This window comes from Dokdonia sp. Hel_I_63 (genome assembly GCF_007827285.1).
Taxonomy (GTDB): Bacteria; Bacteroidota; Bacteroidia; order Flavobacteriales; family Flavobacteriaceae; genus Dokdonia.
Map to the genome: position 1 here is coordinate 548,431 of NZ_VISD01000001.1, position 24,482 is coordinate 572,912.

The window sequence follows — 24,482 nt, forward strand, 5'->3', positions numbered from 1 at the left end:
CTTTCGCGAAAGCAAAAAAGCACATAAAATTATGGATAAAATACGTTTAATAGGAATATATCCATAAATTTGTAGCGTGAACGAACTACAACCTCATAAAGTAAAAAGAGCCAAAGAAGATTATGCAGGTAATCGGTCTGTGCAAACTGGTTTTCCCAGTCCTGCAACGCACTATCGCGAGCCTATGATTGATCTCAATAAAGAGCTCAGTTCTTCTCGAGATGCGACATTCTTTGTACGCGTCAAAGGGGATACATGGAAGGAGTACAATATTCTAGACCAAGACGTTTTAATTATAGACAGAGCTTTGAATCCTAGTCAGGGCAAACTTGCTTTGGTAGTAACTCCAGACGGTTTTGATGTACAGAGAATCAACACCAATAAAACGGTAGAACTCTGGGGAATGATAAGCTACATAATTCACAAGGCGCTATGATTGCGATGGTAGATTGTAATAGCTTCTACGCCTCGTGCGAGCAAGTATTTCGTCCAGATTTGCGAGGAAGACCAGTGGCTGTACTGAGCAATAATGATGGTTGTATTATCGCAAAAAATAAAGAAGCAAAAGCGCTCACACACATTCCTTATCGCGATCCGCTATTTAAAATCAAGGGACTGCTTGCGCAAAATGATGTGACTCTATTTTCATCTAATTATACGCTGTACGGCGATATGTCTGATCGCGTGATGAATGTGCTCAGGGACTTCTCACCAGCCGTTGAGGTGTATAGTATAGACGAGTCATTTGTAGACCTATCTGGTATTACCCATGTTAACCTTGAAACGTATGGGCACCAAATAAAAGATACCGTTGTGCGAAGCACAGGAGTGCCAGTAGGCGTGGGAATTGCACCTACTAAAGTCCTTGCAAAACTTGCCAATAGAATCTCAAAGAAGATAGCACGCTTTAATTACGTCTTTGTCATGGACACCGAAGAACGCCGTATAGAATGCCTCAAATGGGCCGAAACAAAAGATGTCTGGGGACTTGGTAAAAAGCATGTAGAACGCCTGGCAAATGTAGGTGTTTTCACAGCTTATGATTTTACACAATTGCCGCTAGCGTGGGTACGCAAAGAAATGACGGTAATAGGGGAGCGGCTCTGGCGCGAACTCAATGGAGAATCATGTATTCCTTTTGATACGCTTCCGCGAAAGAAAAAAGCAATAGGTACCGCAAAGTCCTTTGGAAAAAAATTGGATAATCTTCCTCAAATTGAGGAGGCTTGTGCTTACTACATAAGTGAAGTAAGCGAGGTGCTACGGTTCCAGAAATGTTGTTGTACACAGCTGCGCATATATCTTACTACAAACTACCACAGCACAAATGACGTGCAACATGCAGATAAGACCATTGTCACTTTATCTGTACCTACAAATGATACTTTCTTGCTTATTGTAGAAGCAAAAAAAGCATTGAAGCGAATCTACAAGCCAGGATTTAAGTATAAAAAAGTAGGAGTAGACCTTTTAAATCTCATCCCAGAGGAGCAAGTTCAAGGAAACCTGTTTATGCCCGAAGCAACAGGAGATAAACGTCTCATAAAAGCCTTTGATGCTATTAATAACCGCTACGGGAAGTCTACCGTTTCTGCGGGATTATCCGGAACCACAAAAAGTAACAAGGAATGGGAACTCATCAAAGAAGAGCGTAGCCCAAGATATACCACGCAATGGGATAGTTTGCTGGAGATAGGGGAATAAAAAAACCAACCCGCAATGGGTTGGTTTATAATATTATATTCTTAAAAGAGTTCCTTACTCTTTCTCCCAAACGTTATCTGTTTGATCAATATCTGCCATCATTGATGTAGGATCTATCTTCATCATTTTTACCTCACTTAGTGGTGCATCAATGGTGAATGTATATGTAGGGTTTGTCCAAGGCCAGTCTGCTAGTTGTTCACGAGTGATGTTTGGTGTTGGGTTTGGCTTTTCGGCGCGCATCATACGTAGTGGCATGTAGTATGATTTTTGAGAACCATCTGCCATATCTACATAAAAATCTATAGGCATCGGCATGAGTCCTTTTCGCGTAAGCGTAACCTTAGTTTTATTACCATCTGCTTCTACACTTGTGATACCATAATCAATAGTGTTTGTAGTCTGTGCCCAGTCCATTAAGTACCAGTCTAGCTCCATTCCAGAAACTTTTTCTGCAGTACGTTTAATGTCGTTAGGTGTAGGGTGCTTGAAAGAAAAATCATCAAAGTATTTTCTAAGCGTTTTCTTAAGATTGTCTTCACCAATAACGTATCCTAACTGTGCAAGAAATACTGCTCCTTTGCTGTATGCAGCGATGCTGTAAGGCATGTTCTCGTTATAACGATCTGCGTGCGTTGTTTGTGGTTGTTCTTTACCGCTTTTAACGAGGTAATAGTAGCCTCTGTACGACCCAGAAAGCGGATTAGGATTATCACCTCCTGTAAGTTCATTTTCGGCAAGAGAAGAGATATATGATGTAAATCCTTCATCCATCCACTCGTGCTTTGCTTCGTTACTTGCTAGTAAGAACTGGAACCAAGTGTGCGCCATCTCATGTGCAGTCACGCCAAATAGGCTTCCAAACTTGCGCTCACCAGTAATAAGTGTGCTCATCGCATACTCCATACCACCATCACCACCTTGTATCACAGAGTACTGCTTGTATGGATAGGTACCTACGTGCTTATTATAAAAGGCAAGTAAGTCTGCCGTCATAGGCTGGAGTTTTTTCCAATTTTCTTTGATAGACTCTTTATTTTTATAGAAAAAGTGAAGTTCTGTATCATTTTCTCCCATGATCATGTCGTGCACATAATCAGGATCTGCAGCCCAAGTAAAGTCATGTACGTTAGGTGCTTTAAAGTGCCATTGTAATTTACCACGCTTTGCATTTTTACCTGGCTTCATAGAAGTTCCTGCATACCCATGACCCATATCTTCTGGATCTTGCAAATATCCTGTACCACCTACTGTATAGTTCTCATCAATATTGATTTTTACATCAAAATCTCCCCATACTCCGTGAAACTCACGGGCGATATAAGGATCTGCGTGCCATCCTTCAAAATCATATTCGGCCATTTTTGGGTACCACTGTGTCATAGATAGTGCAACGCCTTCCTTGTTGTTACGACCACTACGGCGTATCTGTACAGGTACTTGACCTTTAAATTCCATCTCAAAAGTAGTAGTTGCTCCTGGTGCAATAGGAGTTGCAAGTTGTACTTCAAGTACCGTTCCCGCTACTTCGTAAGTTAACTTCTTACCATCTTGGGTAAGGCTATTTACTTTGATAAACCCAATCTCATCTGGAGCTAGCTTACTGATACGATCTTTTACACGACCATCTGGATCTGCAATATTGCGTGAGCGCACGTCCATCTCGCTTCCTGGTTGGAACGCGTTAAAATATAAGTGATAAAAAACACGGTCTAGTGTCTCAGGAGAGTTGTTTGTGTACTCTAGCTTTTGTGTACCATCATATTGATAGTTTTTTACATTCATGTCGATTTCCATTTCGTAATCGACGTGCTGTTGCCAGTAAGAGGTGTTGTTTTGTGCATACGCTTTCGCGAAAGCGAACAACGATACTATCACCAGTAATTTGTAAGCGTTTTTCATTATAGATTGATTTAAAGTTAAAATCCCAAACTCCGTTATTGAGGAGGTTGGGATTTTGAGAAATTACTAAAATTATTTTTGTAGTTCTGCTAGTTTAAAGGCGTTGTACATATTTACCATTTCGCCAGATTTTGATACTTCATTAAAGCGTGCTTGCTTTTCTGTATCTCCACCTAGAATTACCGAAGTATTAGTAGTAAGACCACTCTTCATGATAATGTTTTTAACCTCGTTTGCAGAAAGCTTAGGGTAGTAGCTACGTAACATTGCAGCAACTCCAGCTGTGTTAGGCGCAGCCATAGACGTACCGCCTAGATACTCATATGTGTCTTCTGGTGTAGTAGAGTAAATATCTACTCCAGGAGCAAATACATCTACATTAGATTTCCCATAGTTTGAGAAGTTTGCAAGTAACTGGCTTCCATACTTAGGTGCTAGAGCGCCTATCGTTAAGAAAGTATCTGCCATTTCTGTTACGTTATCTAATTGATCATTAGGATACACACGGTTTGCTGGATCATCAAGAGATAACCCTTCATTACCTGCAGCATTTACGATAAGCACATCATTTTTGGCAGCATACTTTATTGCATCATATACCCACTCAGGATTCTGTGCGTAGTATTTTCCAAAAGAGGTATTAATCACCTTTGCACCATTATCTACAGCGTAGCGTATCGCAAGTGCGATATCTTTATCATACTCATCTCCATCTGGCACAGCGCGTACTGCCATAATCTTAATGTTGCTATTTGCAACACCATTCATTCCTTTACCGTTGTTACGTGTTGCAGCAATGATTCCTGCTACGTGCGTACCGTGCTTTGCACCGTCTGGCTCAGGTCCATATACATTATTATTACCGTATTTTGTGTCTGTAATATCGTAAGGATTGTCGCCTAGCACTTTTCTAAAATCGGCTGTTTTATTATAGTTTGCTTCTAGCTGACCAGTAAAGTATTCAACACCTTCATCTATGTTTTTCATAAAGTCAGGAATACTCTCTGTGTACTGAAACATTTGAGTAATAAACCCAATGTGGTTCTGCATCTCGGCAGAAGGGTTTTTAATAGTTGCAAGATCTGCTTGCGTGTAATCTTCTTTTCCTAATGCTTTTACTATCGCAGGATGTGAAGATTTAAGCTGGCTAGCAATTTGCTCGTATTGTGTTTTTTGACGCTGTGCACCTGCAACTTTCTCGTCATACTCAGCTTTTGCTTTTTGGTATTGTAAGAAGATATCTTTTTGAGACGCAGGAATAGTTGCTAGTGTTTTACCAGCAAACTCACTTTCAAAACGTTTGATGATACGTACAAATTCAAGTTGCTCTGCACCTACATCACCTAGAAAATTCCAGCCATGTATGTCATCTATATATCCATTGTTATCATCATCCTTACCGTTACCAGCAATCTCTTTTGGATTCGTCCAGATGCGACCTTTAAGATCTTCATGGTTAATGTCAATACCAGAATCTATCACAGCAACAATTACTTGCTGTCCAGACTTACCAGGAAGAATTTCGGCATACGTGCGATCTACGCTCATGCCTGGGATGGTATCAGTTCTAAGATCTCTTGAGCTCCATGCTTGTTTCTCACTTTCTGTAAGTGCAGAAACTTTGAGAGGGTTGCTATCTACATTTTCTACGGGTACAGTTACCAGTGCAGATGGAGTCTCACAAGAGGCTAAAAAAGTGGCAGCCATTGCTGCAATCACAAGAGATTTTGTGTGTTGTAAATTCATCATATTAGTTAAATAAGTCTTTAAAGGTATAAATTTCATTTGCACGCACGCCTTTCTCGGTGTGCTGTACGGTAATAATTTCATTGTGAGCATCGTGCTCTAGCCATAGATAGTAATTATTATCTGCAGCGATATTTAAGAATTGTTCTTTCTCGCTTATAGAAAGTAGCGGTCTTGTATCATAACCTGTCACATAAGGAATAGGTAAATGCCCTAAAGTAGGGAGCAGATCTGCCATGAAAACAATGGTCTTACCTTGATACTCAATATGTGGTAGCATTTGTTTTTCTGTATGACCATCTGCAAAGAGAATACCAAAGTTGAGTTCGCTATTTTTTTGAAAAGCCTGTTCTCCTCGTTCTATAAAGTGAAGCTGTCCACTTTCTTGCATAGGGATGAGGTTTTCCTTTAAGAAACTAGCTTTCTCTCGATTGTTTGGCTCAACAGCCCATTGCCAGTGATTTTCATTGGTCCAGAATTTCGCATTTTTAAATGCAGGTTCATAACCTGTTCGGTCTTTATTCCACTGGATGGCTCCACCTACGTGATCAAAATGTAGGTGCGTCATAAATACGTCTGTAATGTCATCACGGTGAAAACCATATTGAGCAAGTGATGCATCTATAGAGTGGTCTCCCCACTGATGGTAATAGCCAAAAAACTTTTCAGATTGCTTATCACCCATTCCATTATCAATGAGGATAAGTCTGTTGCCATCCTCTATAAGCATACATCTAGCGGCGATATCTATAAGATTATTAGCATCTGCAGGGTTTGTTCGGCTCCAGATAGTCTTTGGAACAACGCCAAACATGGCACCACCATCTAACTTAAAATTTCCGGCTTCAATGGGATATATTTTCATAAATAAGGTTGCATCTAAGTGGGATTACTACAGTTACGCTTTCGCGAAAGCGTGAAAAATGTAAAAAAAGAGTACTATTCCCAAAAACAAAATCTCTGCAAAATACCAAAAAGGCGCTTTTTAAACGGTTGGCACCCCTAGTTTTTAACAAAGAATTGTAACTTCACAACGACCGCCAAAAACGGAAAAACACTAATATCGCATCAAAACAGAATTACCATGTTAGAACTCGCTGGAATCATTATTTTAGGAATCATTGCACAATGGGCCGCATGGCGTTTAAAATTACCAGCAATTTTACCATTATTACTCATAGGTCTCTTTGTAGGACCTGTATCTACTTTAATCTCTGAAGATGGTACAAAATGGATAGAACCTATATGGAATGGGGAAGAAGGACTTTTTCCAGGAGAGAGTTTGTATTGGTTTGTATCGCTTGCTATATCTATTATCCTTTTTGAAGGCGGACTAACTCTCAAACGTGATGAAATTAAGAATGTAGGCCCAGTAATTACAAAGCTTATTTCCATAGGAAGCCTTGTAACATTTTTAGGAGCAGGATTTGCTGCCTACTGGATATTTGGACTTAGTCTTCAGATCTCTTTATTATTCTCAGGACTTATCATTGTAACAGGTCCTACCGTGATATCGCCTATTTTAAGAAACGTGCCGGTAAAGCGAGATATCTCTACAGTACTTAAATGGGAAGGGATTCTTATAGATCCTATAGGAGCACTTGTGGCAGTATTAATGTATGAGTTTATCTCTGTAGGAGAAGGGGCAGCTTTTACTAAGACGGCCTTAGTGGAGTTTGGTAAAATTGTACTTTTTGGAAGTACGTTTGGGTTTACGTTTGCTCATGCGCTGGCTTTTATTATCAAAAAGAAGCTTGTACCACATTATTTAATGAATGTATTTACACTAGCCGCAGTACTAGGTGTGTTTGTAATGTCAGACCAGTTTGCTCACGAGTCTGGACTACTTGCAGTAGTAGTGATGGGGATGGTGCTAGGAAATATAAACCTTCCTAATATTAAGGAACTACTATACTTTAAAGAGTCATTGAGTGTCTTACTTATCTCTGTACTGTTTATTTTGCTATCGGCAAATATGAATCTTGTAGATCTTGAGTTATTATATCGCTGGGAGACACTAGCGTTATTCCTTGTAGTGGTATTTGTGATACGACCTATAGGCGTCTTTTTGAGTACTTGGGGATCAGACTTACAGACGAATGCCAAGCTGTTTATTTCATGGGTAGGACCACGAGGAATTGTAGCAGCAGGTATTGCTTCACTTTTTGGGTCTAAGTTGTTAATAAAAGGAGAACCAGGAGCAGAGTACATCACACCATTGGTATTTATGATTGTACTGGGTACCGTATTATTGAATGCAACTACTGCACGATTATTTGCAAAGATGGTGGGCGTATTTCTTACTAAATCTGAGGGTATTCTTATTGTAGGAGCATCAGAAATGCCACGATTAATAGCCAAATATCTTCAAAAAAATGGTCGTCACGTAGTTCTTCTTGATAGTAATTCTAATCATATACGTACAGCAAAAGAAGCTGGGCTCATGGCGCTAGAAGCAAATGTTTATGCAGATGATCTTACAGATGACGTTGAGCTTAGTGACATAGGATATTTAATGTCATTAACAGGAAACAGCGATATTAATAAGTATGCGATTAACCGTTTTAGAAAGCAGTTTGGAGAAAATGGAGCTTACCGTCTTATCTCTAAGAGAGAGATGGATAACATCGCACAACTACCTAAAGAAGGATTATTCTCTGCAACAGATGACTTTTTTAATATGACAGATGTTACGAGACAGTATCCTACAATCAATGAGGTCGCCGTATCCTCAAAAGAGGAGTACATGGCTATAGGAAAACTTGTAGCAGAAGATAAAAATATGATTCCGCTATTTGTAAAAAAGAAAAACAATACTCTTGAAATTATAAGCTCATTTATGCAAGATGTAGATGTCAAATCTTTTGAGGGAAGCCACTTAATTTACTTAGGAAAACCTATAGAAGAAGAAACCCTTGCGAAAATTGCTGAGGCAGGAGAGCCAGTATCAAACTCAGATGATGAGGTGATTGTACCTATAGGGGAATAATCAGGTTTATTCTAATAATCGATTATAGTACTTTTTCTTGTAAAAGAAGACTAGCATTCCTGCTCTAAAAAGCATCCATACAATAAAGGCGAGCCAGATACCTATCACACCCCATCCTAAGTATTTGCTCAAATAAAGCACAGGTACAAAACCAACAAAGGTCGCTAGCAGTAGGGTGTTGCGTAGCCATGCCATTTCACCAAGACCTTTGAAAATTGCATCTAGTGTGAATGCTACAGCATTAATAGGCTGCATAATAATCACCATAAAAAACACTCCGTAAAATACAGAGAGTACCGTTTCCTCATTGCTAAAAAGAAGACCTAGCGGTTTGTATAAAATGGTACAAACAAGAATTAACACAGCCGAAACAACGAGATTATAGCGAACGACTTTTTTAGTTAATTGCCACAAATTTGAATAGTCCTTTGCGCCAAGTAAACGGCCACTTAGTAGGTTACCCGCAGCACCATAACCATCGATAAAAAATGCTGTAAATAGCCAGATATTTGCAGCGATAGTATGTGCCGCTACAGTTTCATCACTTATCGCGGTTGCTTCTCTCACGGCCAAAACTAAGGCTACATTGAGAGAAAAAGATCTTACAAATAAATTAAGGCTCATGGAGATTAATCTTTTTATTTCTGGATGTAAGGGTAGTTTAAGCTTGAGAGAAACCTCTGTTTTTACTAGTAAAAGTATGAGCGCCATAATAGCCATAACAGCCTGCGCAATTAAACTAGCCCACGCAGCTCCTTTTACGCCTAGAGGTTCGATTATTCCTTCTACACCATACACTAGTACAATGTCTAGAGCTATATTTAAAGAAGCACCAATGATGGCAACAATCATAGGCCAAAAAGTATTTTGTAATCCTCTAAAAATCCCAAAAACAGCAAACGTAAATAAAGTGAGCGGGAAGCCCCAGACTCTAATATTATAGTAATCTATACTTAGAGAGAGTACTAAACCTTTTGCATTGAGTAGTGTAAAAATTTCGGCTACAAAGAAATAGGTGCTGGCAAGTACAACGATGCTCAAGATGATATTAAAGTAAATGGCTTGTGCGGGGAGAACCTTAATATCCTCTAGTTTACCTGCACCTAGATTTTGAGATATAATGGTAGATATCGCACTACGGGTTTGACCTAAAATCCATATAAGCATAGATAAAAAAGAACCGACAATGCCTACTGCAGCAAGAGACTCAACGCTATTTTCTGCCATATTACCCACTACGGCGGCATCTGTACTAGACAGTATAGGCTCTGCAATACCAGCAATAAGTGCAGGAATGGCAAGCTGTTGTATGCGCTTGAATGAAATATCTATATTGCTTGTGAAGGTATTGATAGGATAGTTTTTTAAATAGAAAGATCAATAAAATGTAAAACTACAGACTAATAAAATGATAATCCACCTCTAGAGAACTCTTTCGTAGCAGTAAAATGGGTGCTCACTTTGTTTCGGAAAATAGATACTCCCTAGTTTCTTATAACCTCGAGCTTCATAGAACTTTTGATTACGTTTATTTTGAGAAAAAGTATCGAGACGTATGGAAGGCGCCGAGTGCGCTTTCGCGAAAGCGTATGCAAAATCCATTAGTTTACGAGCATTTCCTTCTCCTTGATGGTCTGGATGTACGGCAAGCCTATGGATGTACAAATTATTTTTTGAAGGCGTGAGCCAGTTAATATCAAGATACTCATCATCCATTAATGTTGATAAGACTATGGTACCTATAATGCGATTATTCTCTTTGAGAAGAAAGAGCTCATCACGAGCAATATCTTGCTCAAAAGCAGTGGCGGTGGGGTAATGCTCATTCCACTGAAAAATATTCCTTGAGATCATTTCTTGTGCACAGGCACGAGTAAGTGAAAGGATTTCAGGGATTTCTGATTTTTTTGCAGGTACAATCACAGATTAAAAAGTATTTTTGTGTTAATAGGTAAAAATACAAGTTACAGTATGAAAAATATTCTCGTTCCCATAGGTTCTTCAGATAGCGCTTTTAATACGCTTCAATATGCAATAGATCTTGCACAAGAGATTGATGCAAATGTGTATGCGATATCAGTCTTTCAAGAGTTTTCTAAAGCAGGTAGTGCTTCAAAGCTAAATACCGTTATTAAAGAAGAGTCAGAAAGTAGGCTTGAGAAGGTTGTAAATGGAGTAGATCATAAAGGAGTATCTGTAGTTGCTCACCCTATAAAAGGAGGTGTGATAGAAGGCGTAGAGCGCTTCAATAGGCACGTTCCTGTAGATCTTATGGTGTTGTCACCACGTAGTAACTCTGTGCGTGATGAGGTGTATCTGGGTAACATGACAGGGAAGCTTGTAAAAGGAACTGATATTGCTGTTTTAGTTGTTCCGGAACAAGAGAAATTTAAAGAACCTGCAAATATCTTAATGGCTTTTAAAAATGGAAATTTTGATAAAAAGCGTCATTTAGACCCATTGAGAAAGCTTCAGAAACATTTTGGGACAGAACTTCACTTACTGCACGTGGAAACTCCAGAGTCTGACGAAGCTATGAAAGAAGTATCTCAGGATCTTAAAAAAATGAGCGCGTCTTATAAAACCACAACAAATGCAACTACTTATCAAGGAGTGCTAGAACACTTCCAGTCTGTAGAGCCAGATATGTTATGTGTTGTGCGTAGAAAGCGTGGTTTCTTTAAGAAACTATGGGAGAAAAATGTTGTACTAAAGAAAGAGTTTTTTACCACAAAACCTCTTCTTATTTTAAGAGTACAATAATATAGATTATGATGGGGGATTAGCTCATTTGGCTAGAGCGCTTGCCTGGCAGGCAAGAGGCGACCGGTTCGAATCCGGTATTCTCCACCAGTACACAAAGGGCTTCAAAGGTTTTTGACTTTTGAAGCTTTTTTCATTTGCACGCAATTTGCACGCAAAATGGGTTTTCAAGAATATTAATTAATATTTGATACATTATGGTGTAAAACAAGATCTTAACTGCTTTTTATATCTTTTTTAGATTATTTCGAAGAATATAAGCAATGTTTAGACCCCTATAATCTCTATTGTAAAACATAACCTTCCGTTAAACAATTGAAATAATTAAAAATTATACCTAGCTTTACAATAAATGAAACTATTTCTTCACAAATCAATGGCAATCTTTATGGCTTGCGTGGTGCTCGTAACCACGATGTCATTTACTGTTGATATGCATTATTGTGGGGATTCTCTTGTAGATTTTTCATTGTTCCAATCAGCAGAAACCTGTGGAATGGAAAAAGCGCAGTCAAGAATAGGTTGTGAAAATCCGATGCTTACCAAAAATTCCTGTTGCTCGGATGAGCAATTAATTATTGAAGGGCAGGATAATTTAAAGCAAGACTTTACTAAGTTAACCTTTGAGCAGCAAACGTTCATCGCTGCTTTTACTTATTCTTATAGAAACCTTTTTGAAGGAACCGAATCTGAAGAAGTTCCTTTTGAAGATTACCCGCGACCCTTTGTCAAACGGGATGTGCAAGTACTGCACCAGACTTTCTTAATTTGATTTGTTAGATTTTTTGAATGAAGCCCAACAGCTACGCTGTAGTGGGCTAAAACTCGTGTTTGTCATTTTTTGCAGCACGTAATTCCAAAACTCTAATAATCAAATGCTATGCTGAATAAGAGCATTAAATTTCTCATAGAAAACAAACTTGTTGCCGTTCTACTACTCGCCCTATTTGTGGGTTGGGGCGTGGTCAACGCACCCTTTAATTGGGAAACAGGCTTTTTGCCTACAGACCCAGTATCCGTTGATGCCATACCTGATATTGGCGAGAACCAACAAATTGTTTTTACAAAATGGCAAGGGCGATCTCCGCAGGATATCGAAGACCAGATCACCTACCCACTTACGACTTCACTTCTGGGTATTCCTGGAGTTAAAACTATTCGTAGTTCTTCTATGTTTGGGTTTTCCAGTATCTATATCATTTTTGAAGAAGACGTAGAGTTTTATTGGTCACGTAGCCGCATTCTTGAAAAACTCAATTCGCTTCCTGCAAATTTATTGCCCGAAGGTGTCAACCCAGCTTTGGGCCCAGACGCAACGGGATTGGGACAAATATTTTGGTACACACTCGAAGGTCGTGATCAAGACGGTAATGTTACTGGTGGTTGGGATTTGCAAGAATTACGTAGTATTCAGGATTATTACGTGAAGTATGGATTGTCTTCTGCAGGCGGCGTTTCAGAAGTAGCATCTATCGGCGGCTATGTTCAGGAATACCAAGTGGATATTGACCCAGAAAAAATGCGTCAATATAACATAAGTCTCTCCCAGATAGCAAAAGCTGTCAAGGAAAGCAATCAAGACATCGGTGCTCAAACTTTAGAAATTAACCAAGCCGAATATCTCGTGCGTGGTTTAGGGTATGTGAAATCGATAGCAGATATAGAAAATGCAGTCGTAGATTCAGAAAACTTCACTTCTATTCGTATAAAGGACGTTGCAAATGTTCATTTAGGACCAGCAACAAGGCGTGGTATTCTAGACAAAGAAGGTGCCGAAGTTGTAGGTGGTGTTGTGGTAGCTCGCTATGGCGCAAACCCAATGGAAGTCATTAATAATGTAAAAGAACAAATTGCCGAATTATCATCAGGACTTCCAACTAAAATATTAGCAGATGGTCGCACCTCACAATTAACTATTGTTCCATTCTATGACCGTACACAGCTCATTGAGGAAACACTTCATACACTTAACGAAGCGCTTACTCTTGAAATACTCATTACTATTTTAGTAATTATCGTAATGGTATTTAATCTACGAGCATCCATTCTAATTTCAGGATTATTACCTGTAGCGGTATTGATGGTTTTCGTCGCGATGAAGCTTTTTAATGTAGATGCAAATATTGTTGCACTATCAGGAATTGCTATTGCTATTGGTACAATGGTGGATGTAGGCGTCATACTTGCCGAAAATATGATTCGGCATTTGGAAGATGAGAAGTTACGCTTTCGCGAAAGCGGTATAGAATACACCACAAACGAAATAATCTACAACGCTACTGCTGAAGTTTCTGGCGCAATCTTAACTGCGGTACTCACAACGATTATCAGTTTCTTGCCCGTTTTTACAATGATAGGTGCAGAAGGTAAATTATTCCGTCCGCTGGCGTTTACAAAGACGATGGCACTTGCATCCTCTTTGGTTATTGCTCTATTTATAATTCCGCCAGTTGCTGCTTTCCTTTTTAGAAATAATACTCTTAGAGAACGAACTAAGTACATTGTCAATAGTGTTCTCATCATTCTAGGTGTTACGGCAATTATTTTCGGCTACTGGCTAGGACTTATTTTAATTGCCTTTGGTGTCGTAGCAATTTTGAGTGTGAGAGAGATTATTACAGCAAAACGAGCAAATCTCATTCATATTATTATTTCCTGTATTGCGATAGTCATACTTCTTGCCGAATACTGGAGACCGCTAGGTTTTGACCGTAGCATTTTTCTCAATTTGATATTTGTATCTATTATCTGTTTCGGACTGCTGGGTGTATTCTCTATTTTCAGAATGTATTATGATAGAATACTACGCTGGGCATTAGAAAATAAACTTTTGTTTTTAATTATTCCAGCAACGGTATTGACGTTTGGGTTTTTGATTATGCGTAATACTGGTAAAGAATTTATGCCAGCACTTAATGAGGGTTCATTCTTATTAATGCCTACATCCTTACCACACGCAGGAGTTGAAGAAAATAAACGTGTACTGCAGCAGCTCGATATGGCAGTGGCAAGCATTCCAGAAATTGAAACGGTAGTAGGTAAATCTGGAAGAACAGATTCTGCTTTAGATCCTGCTCCACTCTCTATGTATGAAAATGTAATTCAGTATAAATCTGAATATATGCGTAACGAGAATGGTGAAAGACAACGCTATCAGGTAAATGATGACGGATTTTTTGTCCTTAAAAATAATAAGTTCATCGTAAATCCAAATAACGAAGTTGAGAATAATGCAAATTATGATAAAGCAAGTCTACAGACTTCTGCTAATCGAGGTGATTTAATTGAAGATGACGATGGCGAGTATTACAGAAACTGGCGACCAGACATCAATAGCCCAGATGATATTTGGAATGAAATAGTTAAGGTGACCAAATTCCCAGGAGTTACTTCTGCGCCAAAATTACAGCCTATTGAAACTAGACTCGTGATGCTACAGACGGGAATGCGAGCGCCTATGGGAATTAAAGTAAAGGGTCCTGATTTAAAAACGATTGAGGATTTCGGTTTACAATTAGAAGGTATTTTAAAACAAGCCGAAGGTGTAAAAGAACAAGCTGTTTTTGCAGACCGTATTGTTGGGAAACCTTATTTACTTATTGATATCAAGCGAGAACAATTGGCCAGATACGGTATTTCAGTAATGGATGTGCAGGAGGTTCTTAAAGTAGCTGTTGGTGGAATGCCACTTACACAAACTGTTGAAGGTCGCGAGCGCTATGGTATTCGTGTACGTTACCCACGGGAATTACGTGGTAATGAAGACGACTTAAAAAAAATTTATGTTCCGGTTGAAAAAGGGAATCCTGTGCCATTAGGCGAGTTGGTAGACATTCGTTACGAACAAGGACCGCAAGTCATTAAAAGTGAAGACACATTCTTAATTGGTTATGTACTATTTGATAAACTCGATGGTTTTGCCGAAGTAGATGTTGTAGAGAATGCACAGGCATTAATTCAGGAAAATATTGATACGGGAAAATTGGTTGTTCCTTCAGGTATAAGCTATCGCTTTACGGGAACCTATGAAAATCAATTAAGAGCAGAAAAAACCTTAGCGGTTGTAGTTCCACTTTGCCTACTCGTAATTTTCTTGATTCTTTATTTCCAGTTCAAGTCAGTTTCCACGTCGTTGATGGTTTTTACTGCGATTGCTGTGGCGTTTGCTGGTGGCTTTATAATGATCTGGTTATATGGTCAAGATTGGTTTTTCAATTTTAGTCTCTTTGGCGAGAATATGCGAGACCTCTTTAATATGAAAACTATCAATTTAAGTGTTGCCGTATGGGTAGGGTTTATAGCGCTGTTTGGTATTGCTACAGATGATGGTGTGGTAATGGCCACTTATTTAGACCAATCTTTTGAAAGTAAAAATCCAGATACTAAAAAAGGGATAAGGCTTGCTACTTTAGAGGCAGCTGGAAAACGTATTAGACCTTGTTTAATGACAACCGTTACAACCGTACTCGCTTTACTTCCAGTCCTTACGTCTACTGGAAAAGGTAGTGATATAATGATACCTATGGCGATACCTATTTTTGGTGGGATGATTATAGATGTCACATCCTATTTTCTACTACCAGTGTTGTATAGCTGGAAAAAAGAATTTCAACTTAAAAGAGCAAACAAATGAAAAATATAATTTTAATTCTTTGTCTTTTGTTTGTTTCCACTTTCGCGAAAGCGCAACAATTACAAGCATATATAGACGAGGCACAATCTAATAATCCAGAAATTCAGGCTTTTGAATTGCGCTATAATAGAGCCGAAGAAAAAGTAAATGAGGCAGACTGGCTTCCTAATACAGAGATAAGCGCAGGCTATTTTGTGAGCACACCAGAAACCAGAACAGGAGCGCAACGAGCGCGTATAGGTGTAAAACAAATGTTGCCTTGGTTTGGAACTATAACAGCACGTGAAAATTATGCCATCTCTATGGCAGATACCGAGTATGTGGAAATCGCGATTGCAAAACGAAAGTTAGCGCTTTCTGTTTCTCAATCGTACTATAGACTGTACGCCATTCGGGCAAAGCAAGAAGTACTTGAAGAGAATATTCAACTATTAAAAACCTACGAGCGATTAGCATTAACATCTGTTGAAGTGGGCAAAGCGAGTGCGGTAGATGTATTGCGTTTACAAATACGCCAGAACGAAATGCAACAGAAAAAAGAAGTGCTTGAAGAAGAATATAGCGCAGAGCAAACTGTATTTAATAATTTATTAAATAAAGAAAAAAATGCCCTGATTACTATTCCTACAGAGATGAATATTCCAGAAATAGACCCTATAAATACTTCAGATAATTTGGCATTAAATCCTGAATTACTCAAGTACGATAAGCTTTATGAATCTGTAGCGCAATCAGAATTACTCAATCAGCGTGAAGGATTGCCTATGATAGGTTTTGGGGTGGATTATTTACCTGTTAGTGAGCGCACAGATGCATTTCCTAGCGATAATGGTAAAGATATTTTAATGCCGATGGTTTCGGTGTCTATTCCCATTTTTAATAATCGGTATAAATCTATTTCAAAACAGAATGAACTGCGACAGCAAGAAATCAACTTGCAAAAGGATGAGCGATTAAATGTGCTGGAGTCCGCTTTCGCGAAAGCGATATCGCAACGCAATCAATCTAAAATAGCATATAGTACGCAAGCTAAAAATTTAAAGCAAGCTAAAGATGCCGAACAAATTCTCATCAAGAATTATGAAACGGGAACCATCGATTTTAACGATGTACTGGATATACAAGAGCTACAACTCAAATTTGAGTTAAATCAGGTGGAATCCATACAGATGTATTACATACAATCTGCACTTATTAATTACCTAATCAACTAACCGATGGAAAAGAAATTATTCATAAAAAATATGGTGTGCAATCGCTGTATTAAAGCGATTCAGAGCGATGTTGAAACATTAGGGATTCAATTAAAGCATATTGAATTAGGTTCTATTATTTACGAAGAGAAATCTAAAGATGATTTTGAGAATATAAAAACGATTTTAGAACGTAATGGTTTTGAAATTTTACTTGCTCAAGACCAGCAATTAGTGGAACAAATTAAAATTGAACTCATCAAATTATTACAAAAACTGCCTTTGCAATTAGAGAAAACACTCTCTAAATATTTAGAAAGTACAATGAATATTGAGTACTCAAAAATCAGTAAGATTTTTTCATTCAATGAAAGTATAACTATAGAAAAATACTTTATCAAATTGAAAATAGAAAAAGTAAAAGAACTGATACAATTACAAGAAAATAACTTTACAGAAATTTCTCAACTACTTGATTATAGCAATTTAACGCATTTAAGTAATCAATTTAAAAATGAGACAGGTATGAGCTTAACAGAGTACAAAGACAACAAGCAAAATTTTAGGAATTCTTTAGACCGAATTGTGTAAATACCAACCATAATTAATAGATAGCAAGCTGTTAACCAACAGTATTTTTATAAAAAAAGATAACTATGAAAACAAAATTGATATTTCTTTTACTACTTGCTTTAACAACGGGCGTTTTTGCTCAAGAAGTACAGTTAGAAGGAAACATAAATAATCTTCCAGTAAGAGAACACACGATCACCTTACGTGAAGCTACCGTAAATAAAGCAGGGAAAGACGTTATGGGAATGACCGTTAATGGAACAATTCCTGGTCCTACCTTAGAATTTACCGAAGGTGAATACGCAGTTATTTACGTAAAAAATGAAATGAGTGTAGAAACATCGGTGCATTGGCACGGACTTTTACTTCCAAACTTTTACGATGGTGTACCGTACTTAAATACACCACCTATAGAACCTGGGCATACACAGAAATATGAATTCGCTATTAAACAATCTGGAACCTATTGGTATCACTCGCATACAATGTTACAAGAACAAAGTGGTGTTTATGGGTCTATTGTTATTCAGCCTAAAGAAAAAGTGTTGGATTACGATAAAGAATTGGTGCTAGTTTTATCTGATTGGACCAATGAAAAACCAATGAATGTACTTCGTAATTTAAAACGTGGTAATGAATGGTATGGTATTAAAAAAGGAACAGCTACACCACTAAATCAAGTAATCGCACGAGGTGCTTTTGGTGCGCAATTAGATTTTTGGAGACAACGTATGGAAGGTGCAGATATAGCAGATGTATACTATCCTGCATTTTTAATTAATGGAGAAGAAAGCATTGACTATCCAGAATTTAAAGCTGGTGAAAAAATAAGACTACGAATGATTAATGGAGGAGCTTCTACCTCTTTTTGGATGACGTTTGGTGGAGAAACACCTGTACTGGTTTCTTCAGATGGGTTAGATGTGGTTCCTGTCGAAAGGAATAAAACTTTTATAGGAGTAGCCGAAACGTATGATTTTATGGTCACGGTACCAAAAGAAGGTAAGATGGAATTTAGAATTACTGCACAAGATGGTTCTGGTACAGCCTCTGCTTTTATAGGTAATGGTACAATTTTACCTGCAATGGATGTTGCTCGACCAGATAAAATCGGGATGATGCAGAAAATGGCTAAAATGGATATGAAAATGGGTGCACACGCCTTAAAATTTCAGCCAGGTAAGGATGAGCGTTTTGAGATGAAAGAGGAATACGGGATGCAGATGGATAAAATGGAAGGAATGAAAATGGATGGAGAGATGAAAATGGATCATTCTAAAATGGAAATGCCTAAAGATTCAATGCTAGTGGATCACTCTAAAATGAAAGGTATGAAGATGGATCATTCAAAAATGTCTGGAATGGATATGAATAAGCCAAAAGATACTATAGCAATGGGCAAGATGGACCATTCTAATATGGCAGGAATGGATATGAAGAAAGACAAAACAATGTCTGGAATGAATATGAAGAAAGAGGATTCTATGCCAGGAATGAAGATGGAGGGAATGGATATGTTTTCCGAATACAATTACGATTATTTAAAGTCGCCAGAGAAAACAACCTACGACAAGAATGTTCCTGTAAAAGAAATCTTATTGAATCTTACTGGTAATATGAATCGTTATATCTGGAGTATGAATGGTGTACCATTGTCTGAGGCTGATAATATCAAAATAAATAATAAGGAGGTAACGCGCATTACATTTAACAACCTTACGATGATGCACCACCCAATGCACTTACACGGTCACTTCTTTAGAGTACTTAATGAAAATGGAGAATACTCGCCATTAAAGCACACGGTAAATGTGCCACCAATGCAAAAAATGACTATAGAATTTTATGGAAATAATGGCGATGAGGCTGGAGACTGGTTTTTCCATTGTCACATCTTATATCATATGATGGGAGGTATGGCAAGAGTAGTGTCTTATGATACGCCACGAGATCCAAGAATGGATGAATTTCCAGCTTCTAAAATTATTGAAGAAACTAACAAATGGTACTCTTGGGGAATGGCAGATGTTGCATCACATACTACAGCTTTTAATTTGATGACTTCTAATATTAGAAATCAATTTAATGCTTCTTTTGAATATGGTTGGAACAATAATCTGGAAGGAGAGTTTACCTACGAACGCTATTTACACGATTATTTAAGAGTTTTTGGTGGTGTTAATATTGAGAATTCAACACGTGATAGCTTAAATGAGTTTAGCACAACGGCAGTTGTTGGTGTGCGTTATTTAACGCCTTACTTATTCAATTTAGATGTGCGCGTTGATAATAAATTAAGACCAAGAATTGGTGTAGGACGCAGTATAATGATATTCCCTAAACTGTCTGTATTCGGTTATTATGAATACCAAATAGATTTAGGTTTCGTAGATGACCTACCTATGAATAAAGACTTTACTTCAGAAACAGTATGGAGTGCAGGAGCCGAATATATGCTATCTAGAAATTTCTCGCTAATGGGAAGTTATGATAACCGCTTTGGAGCTGGCGGAGGATTATCAGTAAGATTTTAAGTAAATAATATTAACACTAAAACAAATAATAATGAGAAAACTAAAATCAACAATAGGTATAGTTGCAATAGCATTTATCACGGTAACAGCGGTGTCTTGCAAAGACTCAAAAAAGGAACAAAATACCTCAGATGGTAATCATTCAGAAATGAACCACGATAATAGCGATGGACATCACGATGGAGAAAGCAAGAAAATCGCAATGAATGGAGATGGCGCATCACAAGCTATTTTAAATGACTATTTCAATCTTAAAGATGCATTGGTCGCAGACGATAATATAACGGCAAAAAACCTTGGTGCAACCCTTGCTAAAAGTTTAGGAAATCTTGATGTTTCAAATTATTCAGATGCTCAAAAAGCAGATTTAAAGGATATTATTGAAGATGCAGTTGAGCAATCAGAGCATATTTCAAAAAATGATATAGACCACCAACGTGAGCACTTTAAAATCTTAAGCAAGGATGTCACTGATATGGTAGCAATTACAGGAACAACAACAAAATTATACGAACAGTTTTGTCCAATGTTTGACGGTGGTTCAGCTTGGTTAAGTATGAATGAAGAAGTAAAAAACCCATATTACGGTAGCAAAATGCTTAAATGTGGTAAAGTGCAAAGAGAAATCAACTAAATGAAAAAATCTATAAAAATCATTGCAATTATCGCATTGGTCGTTCTTGTGGGAATTCAATTTGTACCCACAGAACGCAACCAAAGCGATATTGTCCCAGTAATCGATTTTATGTTGGTTAATAATGTACCTAAAACTATTCAAAAAAAGTTACAAGTATCCTGCTATGATTGCCATAGTAATAACACCCAATACCCTTGGTATAATAAAGTGCAACCTGTTACTTGGTTTTTAGAAGGTCACATTAAAGAAGGAAAAGCGGAACTAAATTTCAACGAATGGGATTCGTTATCAAACCGAAGAAAGAAAAGTAAACTTCGATCAATTATTAAACAAATAGAAAGCGGAGAAATGCCTTTAGATTCTTACACCTTAATTCATAAAGACGCAACGTTTTCAAAGGAAGAAACGAATGAAATAATCAATTTCATCACACAATTAAAGGATAGTTTATAAACAATAATTAAATACAAAGAAAAATGAAAAATTTAAAAATGAGTATAGCAGCAATGCTATTGTTAACAATTTCTTTTACCAATGCACAAGAAAAAGAAAAAATGAACCACGGAGAAATGGAAATGGATCATAGTAAAATGAAAATGGGAGATGCCAAAACAGAAGTAGTTCTTACTGATTATTTTATGTTGAAAGATGCTCTAGTAGGAGATGACACCAAAAAAGCCGCACAAGCAGGCACTAAACTAGTAGCCTCTCTTAAAGCATTTGATAAAAGTAGCTACACAAAAGATCAGCAAAAGGAGCTAACCGACATTATAGAAGATGCTACGGAACACTCAGAACATATTGCTGAAAGTGCCATAGACCACCAAAGAGAGCATTTTAAGATCTTGAGTAAGGATATTACCGATATGATAGCTATTACAGGGTCAAAAAGCACATTGTACCAACAATTTTGCCCAATGTATGATAAAGGGAGTGCTTGGTTAAGCACAAGTGAAGAAATTAGAAATCCTTATTATGGTAGCTCAATGTTGAAGTGTGGAAAAGTTCAAAAAACTATTCAATAGATAGTCCCTTGTATAGAAATCTTTTCAATACTCTGGTTTATTAGTTAACAGAAAGTTGAGAGATGATAAGGATATCTGAATAGTTAAAAAGTCCTGTTTTGGAAGGAAAAATAATTGATGGTTAGTGTTAGTTGCTTCCCAATTCAGGCACAAATTAAAGTCCTAATAAGAGAAAGGGATGTTTTTTTCATTGGTTGGTTTAGTAAACCCTTTCTCTTTTTTAGGAACAATATATTTATTTAAAAAAAATAGTAAAGAGTATCTGATTTTATGATATGAAAGACTCAAGTGGTTAATCGTTTAATACTAGTTCGCCCCACATTTTTAAGTATAATATAAAGATTTCAGTTTATTAATCACAGTCAAAAAATATGTAAAGTGAATGAAGGATTGTTGTAATACAAATAATGGCAAAGCCCAAAATAAGAGCTCTTTTGCAAAATGGTTCAATTATTTAGTGTATGCAATATTAATAGCAATAATTGGCGGTGCATTGGTGCTACAGATATTAGTTTAAAAGAATAATATAATTGAAGAGACCTTTGATGAAAAATCATAGTTAACTAATTAATGAATGGGTAAAGAAAAAGACATACAAACTACAACTGCATTTTATGAGCAGCTATTCTATGGTTCTAAGTATGTGCTATTAGTGCTGCTTATCGCTTCGGTAGTCGAACTGTACGCTATGCCTAGTCTTGATGCGTCTTACGTTACAATTATAATTTTAGTTTTAACATTGATTAAAATTGGGTTTATTATAGCCTTGTCCTTTAATCAGTTGATGAAAATAATTGCTCAAAGTCATCTCTTGAGTCACGTATTGGTGCTGTTCGGATATTTGATTGTGTTGGTTATATTCTCGTTTGCAATAGATTTTACAGCATTACAATTTTTGGACCCTACTCATTTTAAAGTCAACAATGGCATTGGAAATAATGGACTCTCGGTATTTTTCGATTTATCCTATTTCAGCCTTATTACATTTTCATCTGTAGGATTTGGAGATATAGTTCCAATAACGGTTCCTGCTAAAATTTTAGTAACACTTGAGGTATTACTTAGATTTTTCGTGTTGGTTTTTGGTATCGCAAATGTGAATAGAATTAGAGTGAATAAATAACCCTTTAAAGAAAAAACAGTATGAAAACAGTAAAACTTACAACATTATTAACGCTATTGTTATTTGTGACTAGTCAAATCAACAGTCAAAATGCCGATGTGGATACAGAAGAACAAGCGGTCATAGAAGTGATGAAGTCGTATAAAGATGCCATTCAAAACCTGACTACAGACGGTACTTTCGAACTTTTTACAGAGGATGCTACTATTTTTGAACAAGGTAAAGTAGAGGGCACTTATAAAGAGTACATTAATGGGCATCTAGGTCCAGAATTAGGTCACTTTAAAAGTTTTACATTTTCAGATTATAAAATTAATGCAAATGTCAATTTACCGTATGCATATACAACTGAAAATTACCTGTATAAGATAGTTTTAAAAGGTGACAAGGCTAAAGGGACAGAGGAGCGAACCATTAAAAGTAAAGGAGTTGCTACTTCTATTTTAGAAAAAATAGAAGGCAAATGGAAAATCATACACTCACATACTTCATTTAAAAAATTATAATTCAATTGATTGTTAAATAGATGTTATGAAGAACATATTAGTGCCCACAGACTTTTCAGATAATTGCGATAAAGCAGCAAAACTGGCTATTAAAATCGCAACACTTTTCAAATCCGAAATTCATTTTTTACATCAATTGCATACACCTGTAGATTGGGTAAAACTCGATAAGGAAAAGGAAAGTAATTATCCTGATACGCTTGCAGCAATAGGTGATGCCAAAAGTAAATTAAGAGCATTAGATATGGAGGCAGAACATAGGGGTTTAAAATCAAGAACCTTTTTACAATTTGTATCAGACAATCAAGCAATTGTAGAACATTCTCACGATTTTCATCACGATTTTATTGTAACTGGAAGTAAAGGTATTCAAAAAGAATTCTTAAGTAAATTATTGGGTAGTAACGCCCAAAAGATTATTCGGAATACTCGTGTGCCTATTTTGGTTGTTAAGGAAAATGAAGTAATATTTCCTTTTAAAAATATTGCATTTGTGTCAGACTTTAAGGAAGATATTTCCAATGCATTTAAAACAGTTGAAGAAATTTCAAAAAAATGTAATTCAAAAATACACTTGTTAAACATCAACACAACAACAGATTTTAATAGCGTTGAAGATGGTTTGGAGCCTATTAAAGATTTCATAAAGCATTTCCCAAACTTGGAAAACTATCAGATGCACGTTTATAGTGAAACTAATGTAGAAAGTGGTATCCAAAAATTTGAAGAATCCATTGATGTAGATTTAATTGTAATGTATACCCATAGCAGAAAGGGATTATCAAGTATGTTTTCAAAGAGTATTGCCGAAGATGTAACGAATCATTCAAAAAAACCAGTGATGACAGTTCATCTATAATATGAAAAATTACGATACTCTTTCAGAGGCTATGAACAGTTTAAAAGCTGATGGCTATACCTATGATTTCAATATATGCTCGGGACATATAGAATGCAATTCTTTAAAATTAAAATTACACCCAGAAGATTTTGAGGTTGATAAGATGTATCGCTTTGAAGGTATGAGCAGTACCGACGACAATAGTGTGCTTTACGCTATATCTTCTAAAAAAGGAATTAAAGGCTTATTAGTAGATGCCTATGGTGTCTATGCCGAGAACATTTCCGAAGCTATGCGAAAAAAATTAAGATAA

Annotated in this window: 21 protein-coding genes and 1 tRNA gene; 17 read left to right on the forward strand and 5 right to left on the reverse strand. The window is 37.0% G+C overall.

Features of this window, described 5'->3' with window-relative positions; genetic code table 11:
- The first annotated feature begins 76 nt into the window (after positions 1-76).
- Both JM84_RS02490 and JM84_RS02495 read left to right on the forward strand, forming a co-directional pair.
- Positions 77-436 (forward strand): S24 family peptidase, encoded by a 360-nt coding sequence (locus JM84_RS02490; protein ID WP_013750642.1) that lies wholly within the window; start codon positions 77-79, stop codon positions 434-436.
- Positions 433-1,704: a Y-family DNA polymerase gene (locus JM84_RS02495; protein ID WP_013750641.1), complete on the forward strand. Its 1,272-nt coding sequence runs from the start codon at positions 433-435 to the stop codon at positions 1,702-1,704. Before JM84_RS02490 ends, JM84_RS02495 begins: the two co-directional genes overlap by 4 nt.
- A gap of 54 nt (positions 1,705-1,758) precedes the next feature.
- On the opposite strand, the gene JM84_RS02500 is transcribed toward JM84_RS02495, so the two are convergent.
- From JM84_RS02500 to JM84_RS02510, 3 genes are all read right to left on the reverse strand, one after another.
- Positions 1,759-3,606, reverse strand: coding sequence for a M1 family metallopeptidase (locus JM84_RS02500; protein WP_013750640.1), 1,848 nt, complete (start codon positions 3,604-3,606; stop codon positions 1,759-1,761).
- Between the two features lie 72 nt (positions 3,607-3,678).
- Complete coding sequence (locus JM84_RS02505; RefSeq protein WP_041295820.1) at positions 3,679-5,352, reverse strand: S8 family peptidase; 1,674 nt, start codon at positions 5,350-5,352, stop codon at positions 3,679-3,681.
- Between the two features lie 4 nt (positions 5,353-5,356).
- On the reverse strand, positions 5,357-6,217 hold the full coding sequence (locus JM84_RS02510) for an MBL fold metallo-hydrolase (RefSeq protein WP_013750638.1): 861 nt from the start codon (positions 6,215-6,217) through the stop codon (positions 5,357-5,359).
- A 219-nt stretch (positions 6,218-6,436) separates the two neighbouring features.
- Between JM84_RS02510 and JM84_RS02515 the strand changes: the two genes are divergently transcribed.
- Positions 6,437-8,341 (forward strand): cation:proton antiporter, encoded by a 1,905-nt coding sequence (locus tag JM84_RS02515; protein ID WP_013750637.1) that lies wholly within the window; start codon positions 6,437-6,439, stop codon positions 8,339-8,341.
- A 6-nt stretch (positions 8,342-8,347) separates the two neighbouring features.
- On the opposite strand, the gene JM84_RS02520 is transcribed toward JM84_RS02515, so the two are convergent.
- Both JM84_RS02520 and JM84_RS02525 read right to left on the reverse strand, forming a co-directional pair.
- The gene (locus tag JM84_RS02520; protein ID WP_013750636.1) at positions 8,348-9,694 is read right to left on the reverse strand and encodes an MATE family efflux transporter; all 1,347 of its coding nucleotides are present in this window, start codon (positions 9,692-9,694) and stop codon (positions 8,348-8,350) included.
- A gap of 69 nt (positions 9,695-9,763) precedes the next feature.
- Complete coding sequence (locus tag JM84_RS02525) at positions 9,764-10,264, reverse strand: GNAT family N-acetyltransferase (protein ID WP_013750635.1); 501 nt, start codon at positions 10,262-10,264, stop codon at positions 9,764-9,766.
- 48 nt (positions 10,265-10,312) lie between these two features.
- Between JM84_RS02525 and JM84_RS02530 the strand changes: the two genes are divergently transcribed.
- The 14 genes from JM84_RS02530 to JM84_RS02595 all read left to right on the forward strand — a co-directional run bounded on the left by JM84_RS02530 (position 10,313) and on the right by JM84_RS02595 (position 24,482).
- Positions 10,313-11,104: a universal stress protein gene (locus JM84_RS02530; protein ID WP_041295633.1), complete on the forward strand. Its 792-nt coding sequence runs from the start codon at positions 10,313-10,315 to the stop codon at positions 11,102-11,104.
- A 13-nt stretch (positions 11,105-11,117) separates the two neighbouring features.
- Positions 11,118-11,194 (forward strand) — tRNA-Ala (locus JM84_RS02535).
- A gap of 262 nt (positions 11,195-11,456) precedes the next feature.
- Positions 11,457-11,876 carry an HYC_CC_PP family protein gene (locus tag JM84_RS02540; protein ID WP_144782579.1) on the forward strand — a complete coding sequence of 140 codons (420 nt, stop codon included), beginning with the start codon at positions 11,457-11,459 and terminating at the stop codon, positions 11,874-11,876.
- A 108-nt stretch (positions 11,877-11,984) separates the two neighbouring features.
- A complete protein-coding gene (locus JM84_RS02545) occupies positions 11,985-15,737 on the forward strand; it encodes an efflux RND transporter permease subunit (RefSeq protein ID WP_144782581.1) in 3,753 nt (1,250 codons plus the stop codon).
- Positions 15,734-16,951 (forward strand): TolC family protein, encoded by a 1,218-nt coding sequence (locus JM84_RS02550; protein ID WP_144782583.1) that lies wholly within the window; start codon positions 15,734-15,736, stop codon positions 16,949-16,951. Before JM84_RS02545 ends, JM84_RS02550 begins: the two co-directional genes overlap by 4 nt.
- Positions 16,952-16,954: 3 nt before the next feature.
- Positions 16,955-17,521, forward strand: coding sequence for a helix-turn-helix domain-containing protein (locus tag JM84_RS02555; protein WP_144782585.1), 567 nt, complete (start codon positions 16,955-16,957; stop codon positions 17,519-17,521).
- A 65-nt stretch (positions 17,522-17,586) separates the two neighbouring features.
- Positions 17,587-20,037, forward strand: coding sequence for a multicopper oxidase domain-containing protein (locus JM84_RS02560; RefSeq protein WP_144782587.1), 2,451 nt, complete (start codon positions 17,587-17,589; stop codon positions 20,035-20,037).
- A gap of 31 nt (positions 20,038-20,068) precedes the next feature.
- A complete protein-coding gene (locus JM84_RS02565; RefSeq protein WP_144782589.1) occupies positions 20,069-20,671 on the forward strand; it encodes a DUF3347 domain-containing protein in 603 nt (200 codons plus the stop codon).
- A complete protein-coding gene (locus JM84_RS02570; RefSeq protein ID WP_144782591.1) occupies positions 20,672-21,127 on the forward strand; it encodes a heme-binding domain-containing protein in 456 nt (151 codons plus the stop codon).
- A gap of 23 nt (positions 21,128-21,150) precedes the next feature.
- Positions 21,151-21,699 carry a DUF3347 domain-containing protein gene (locus JM84_RS02575; protein ID WP_144782593.1) on the forward strand — a complete coding sequence of 183 codons (549 nt, stop codon included), beginning with the start codon at positions 21,151-21,153 and terminating at the stop codon, positions 21,697-21,699.
- Positions 21,700-22,273: 574 nt separating this feature from the next.
- Entirely contained in the window at positions 22,274-22,822 is a 549-nt protein-coding gene (locus tag JM84_RS02580; RefSeq protein ID WP_144782595.1) for an ion channel, read from the forward strand.
- Between the two features lie 20 nt (positions 22,823-22,842).
- Entirely contained in the window at positions 22,843-23,328 is a 486-nt protein-coding gene (locus JM84_RS02585) for a YybH family protein (RefSeq protein WP_144782597.1), read from the forward strand.
- A 25-nt stretch (positions 23,329-23,353) separates the two neighbouring features.
- The gene (locus tag JM84_RS02590; protein WP_144782599.1) at positions 23,354-24,187 is read left to right on the forward strand and encodes a universal stress protein; all 834 of its coding nucleotides are present in this window, start codon (positions 23,354-23,356) and stop codon (positions 24,185-24,187) included.
- A gap of 1 nt (position 24,188) precedes the next feature.
- Entirely contained in the window at positions 24,189-24,482 is a 294-nt protein-coding gene (locus tag JM84_RS02595) for a phosphoribosylpyrophosphate synthetase (RefSeq protein WP_144782601.1), read from the forward strand.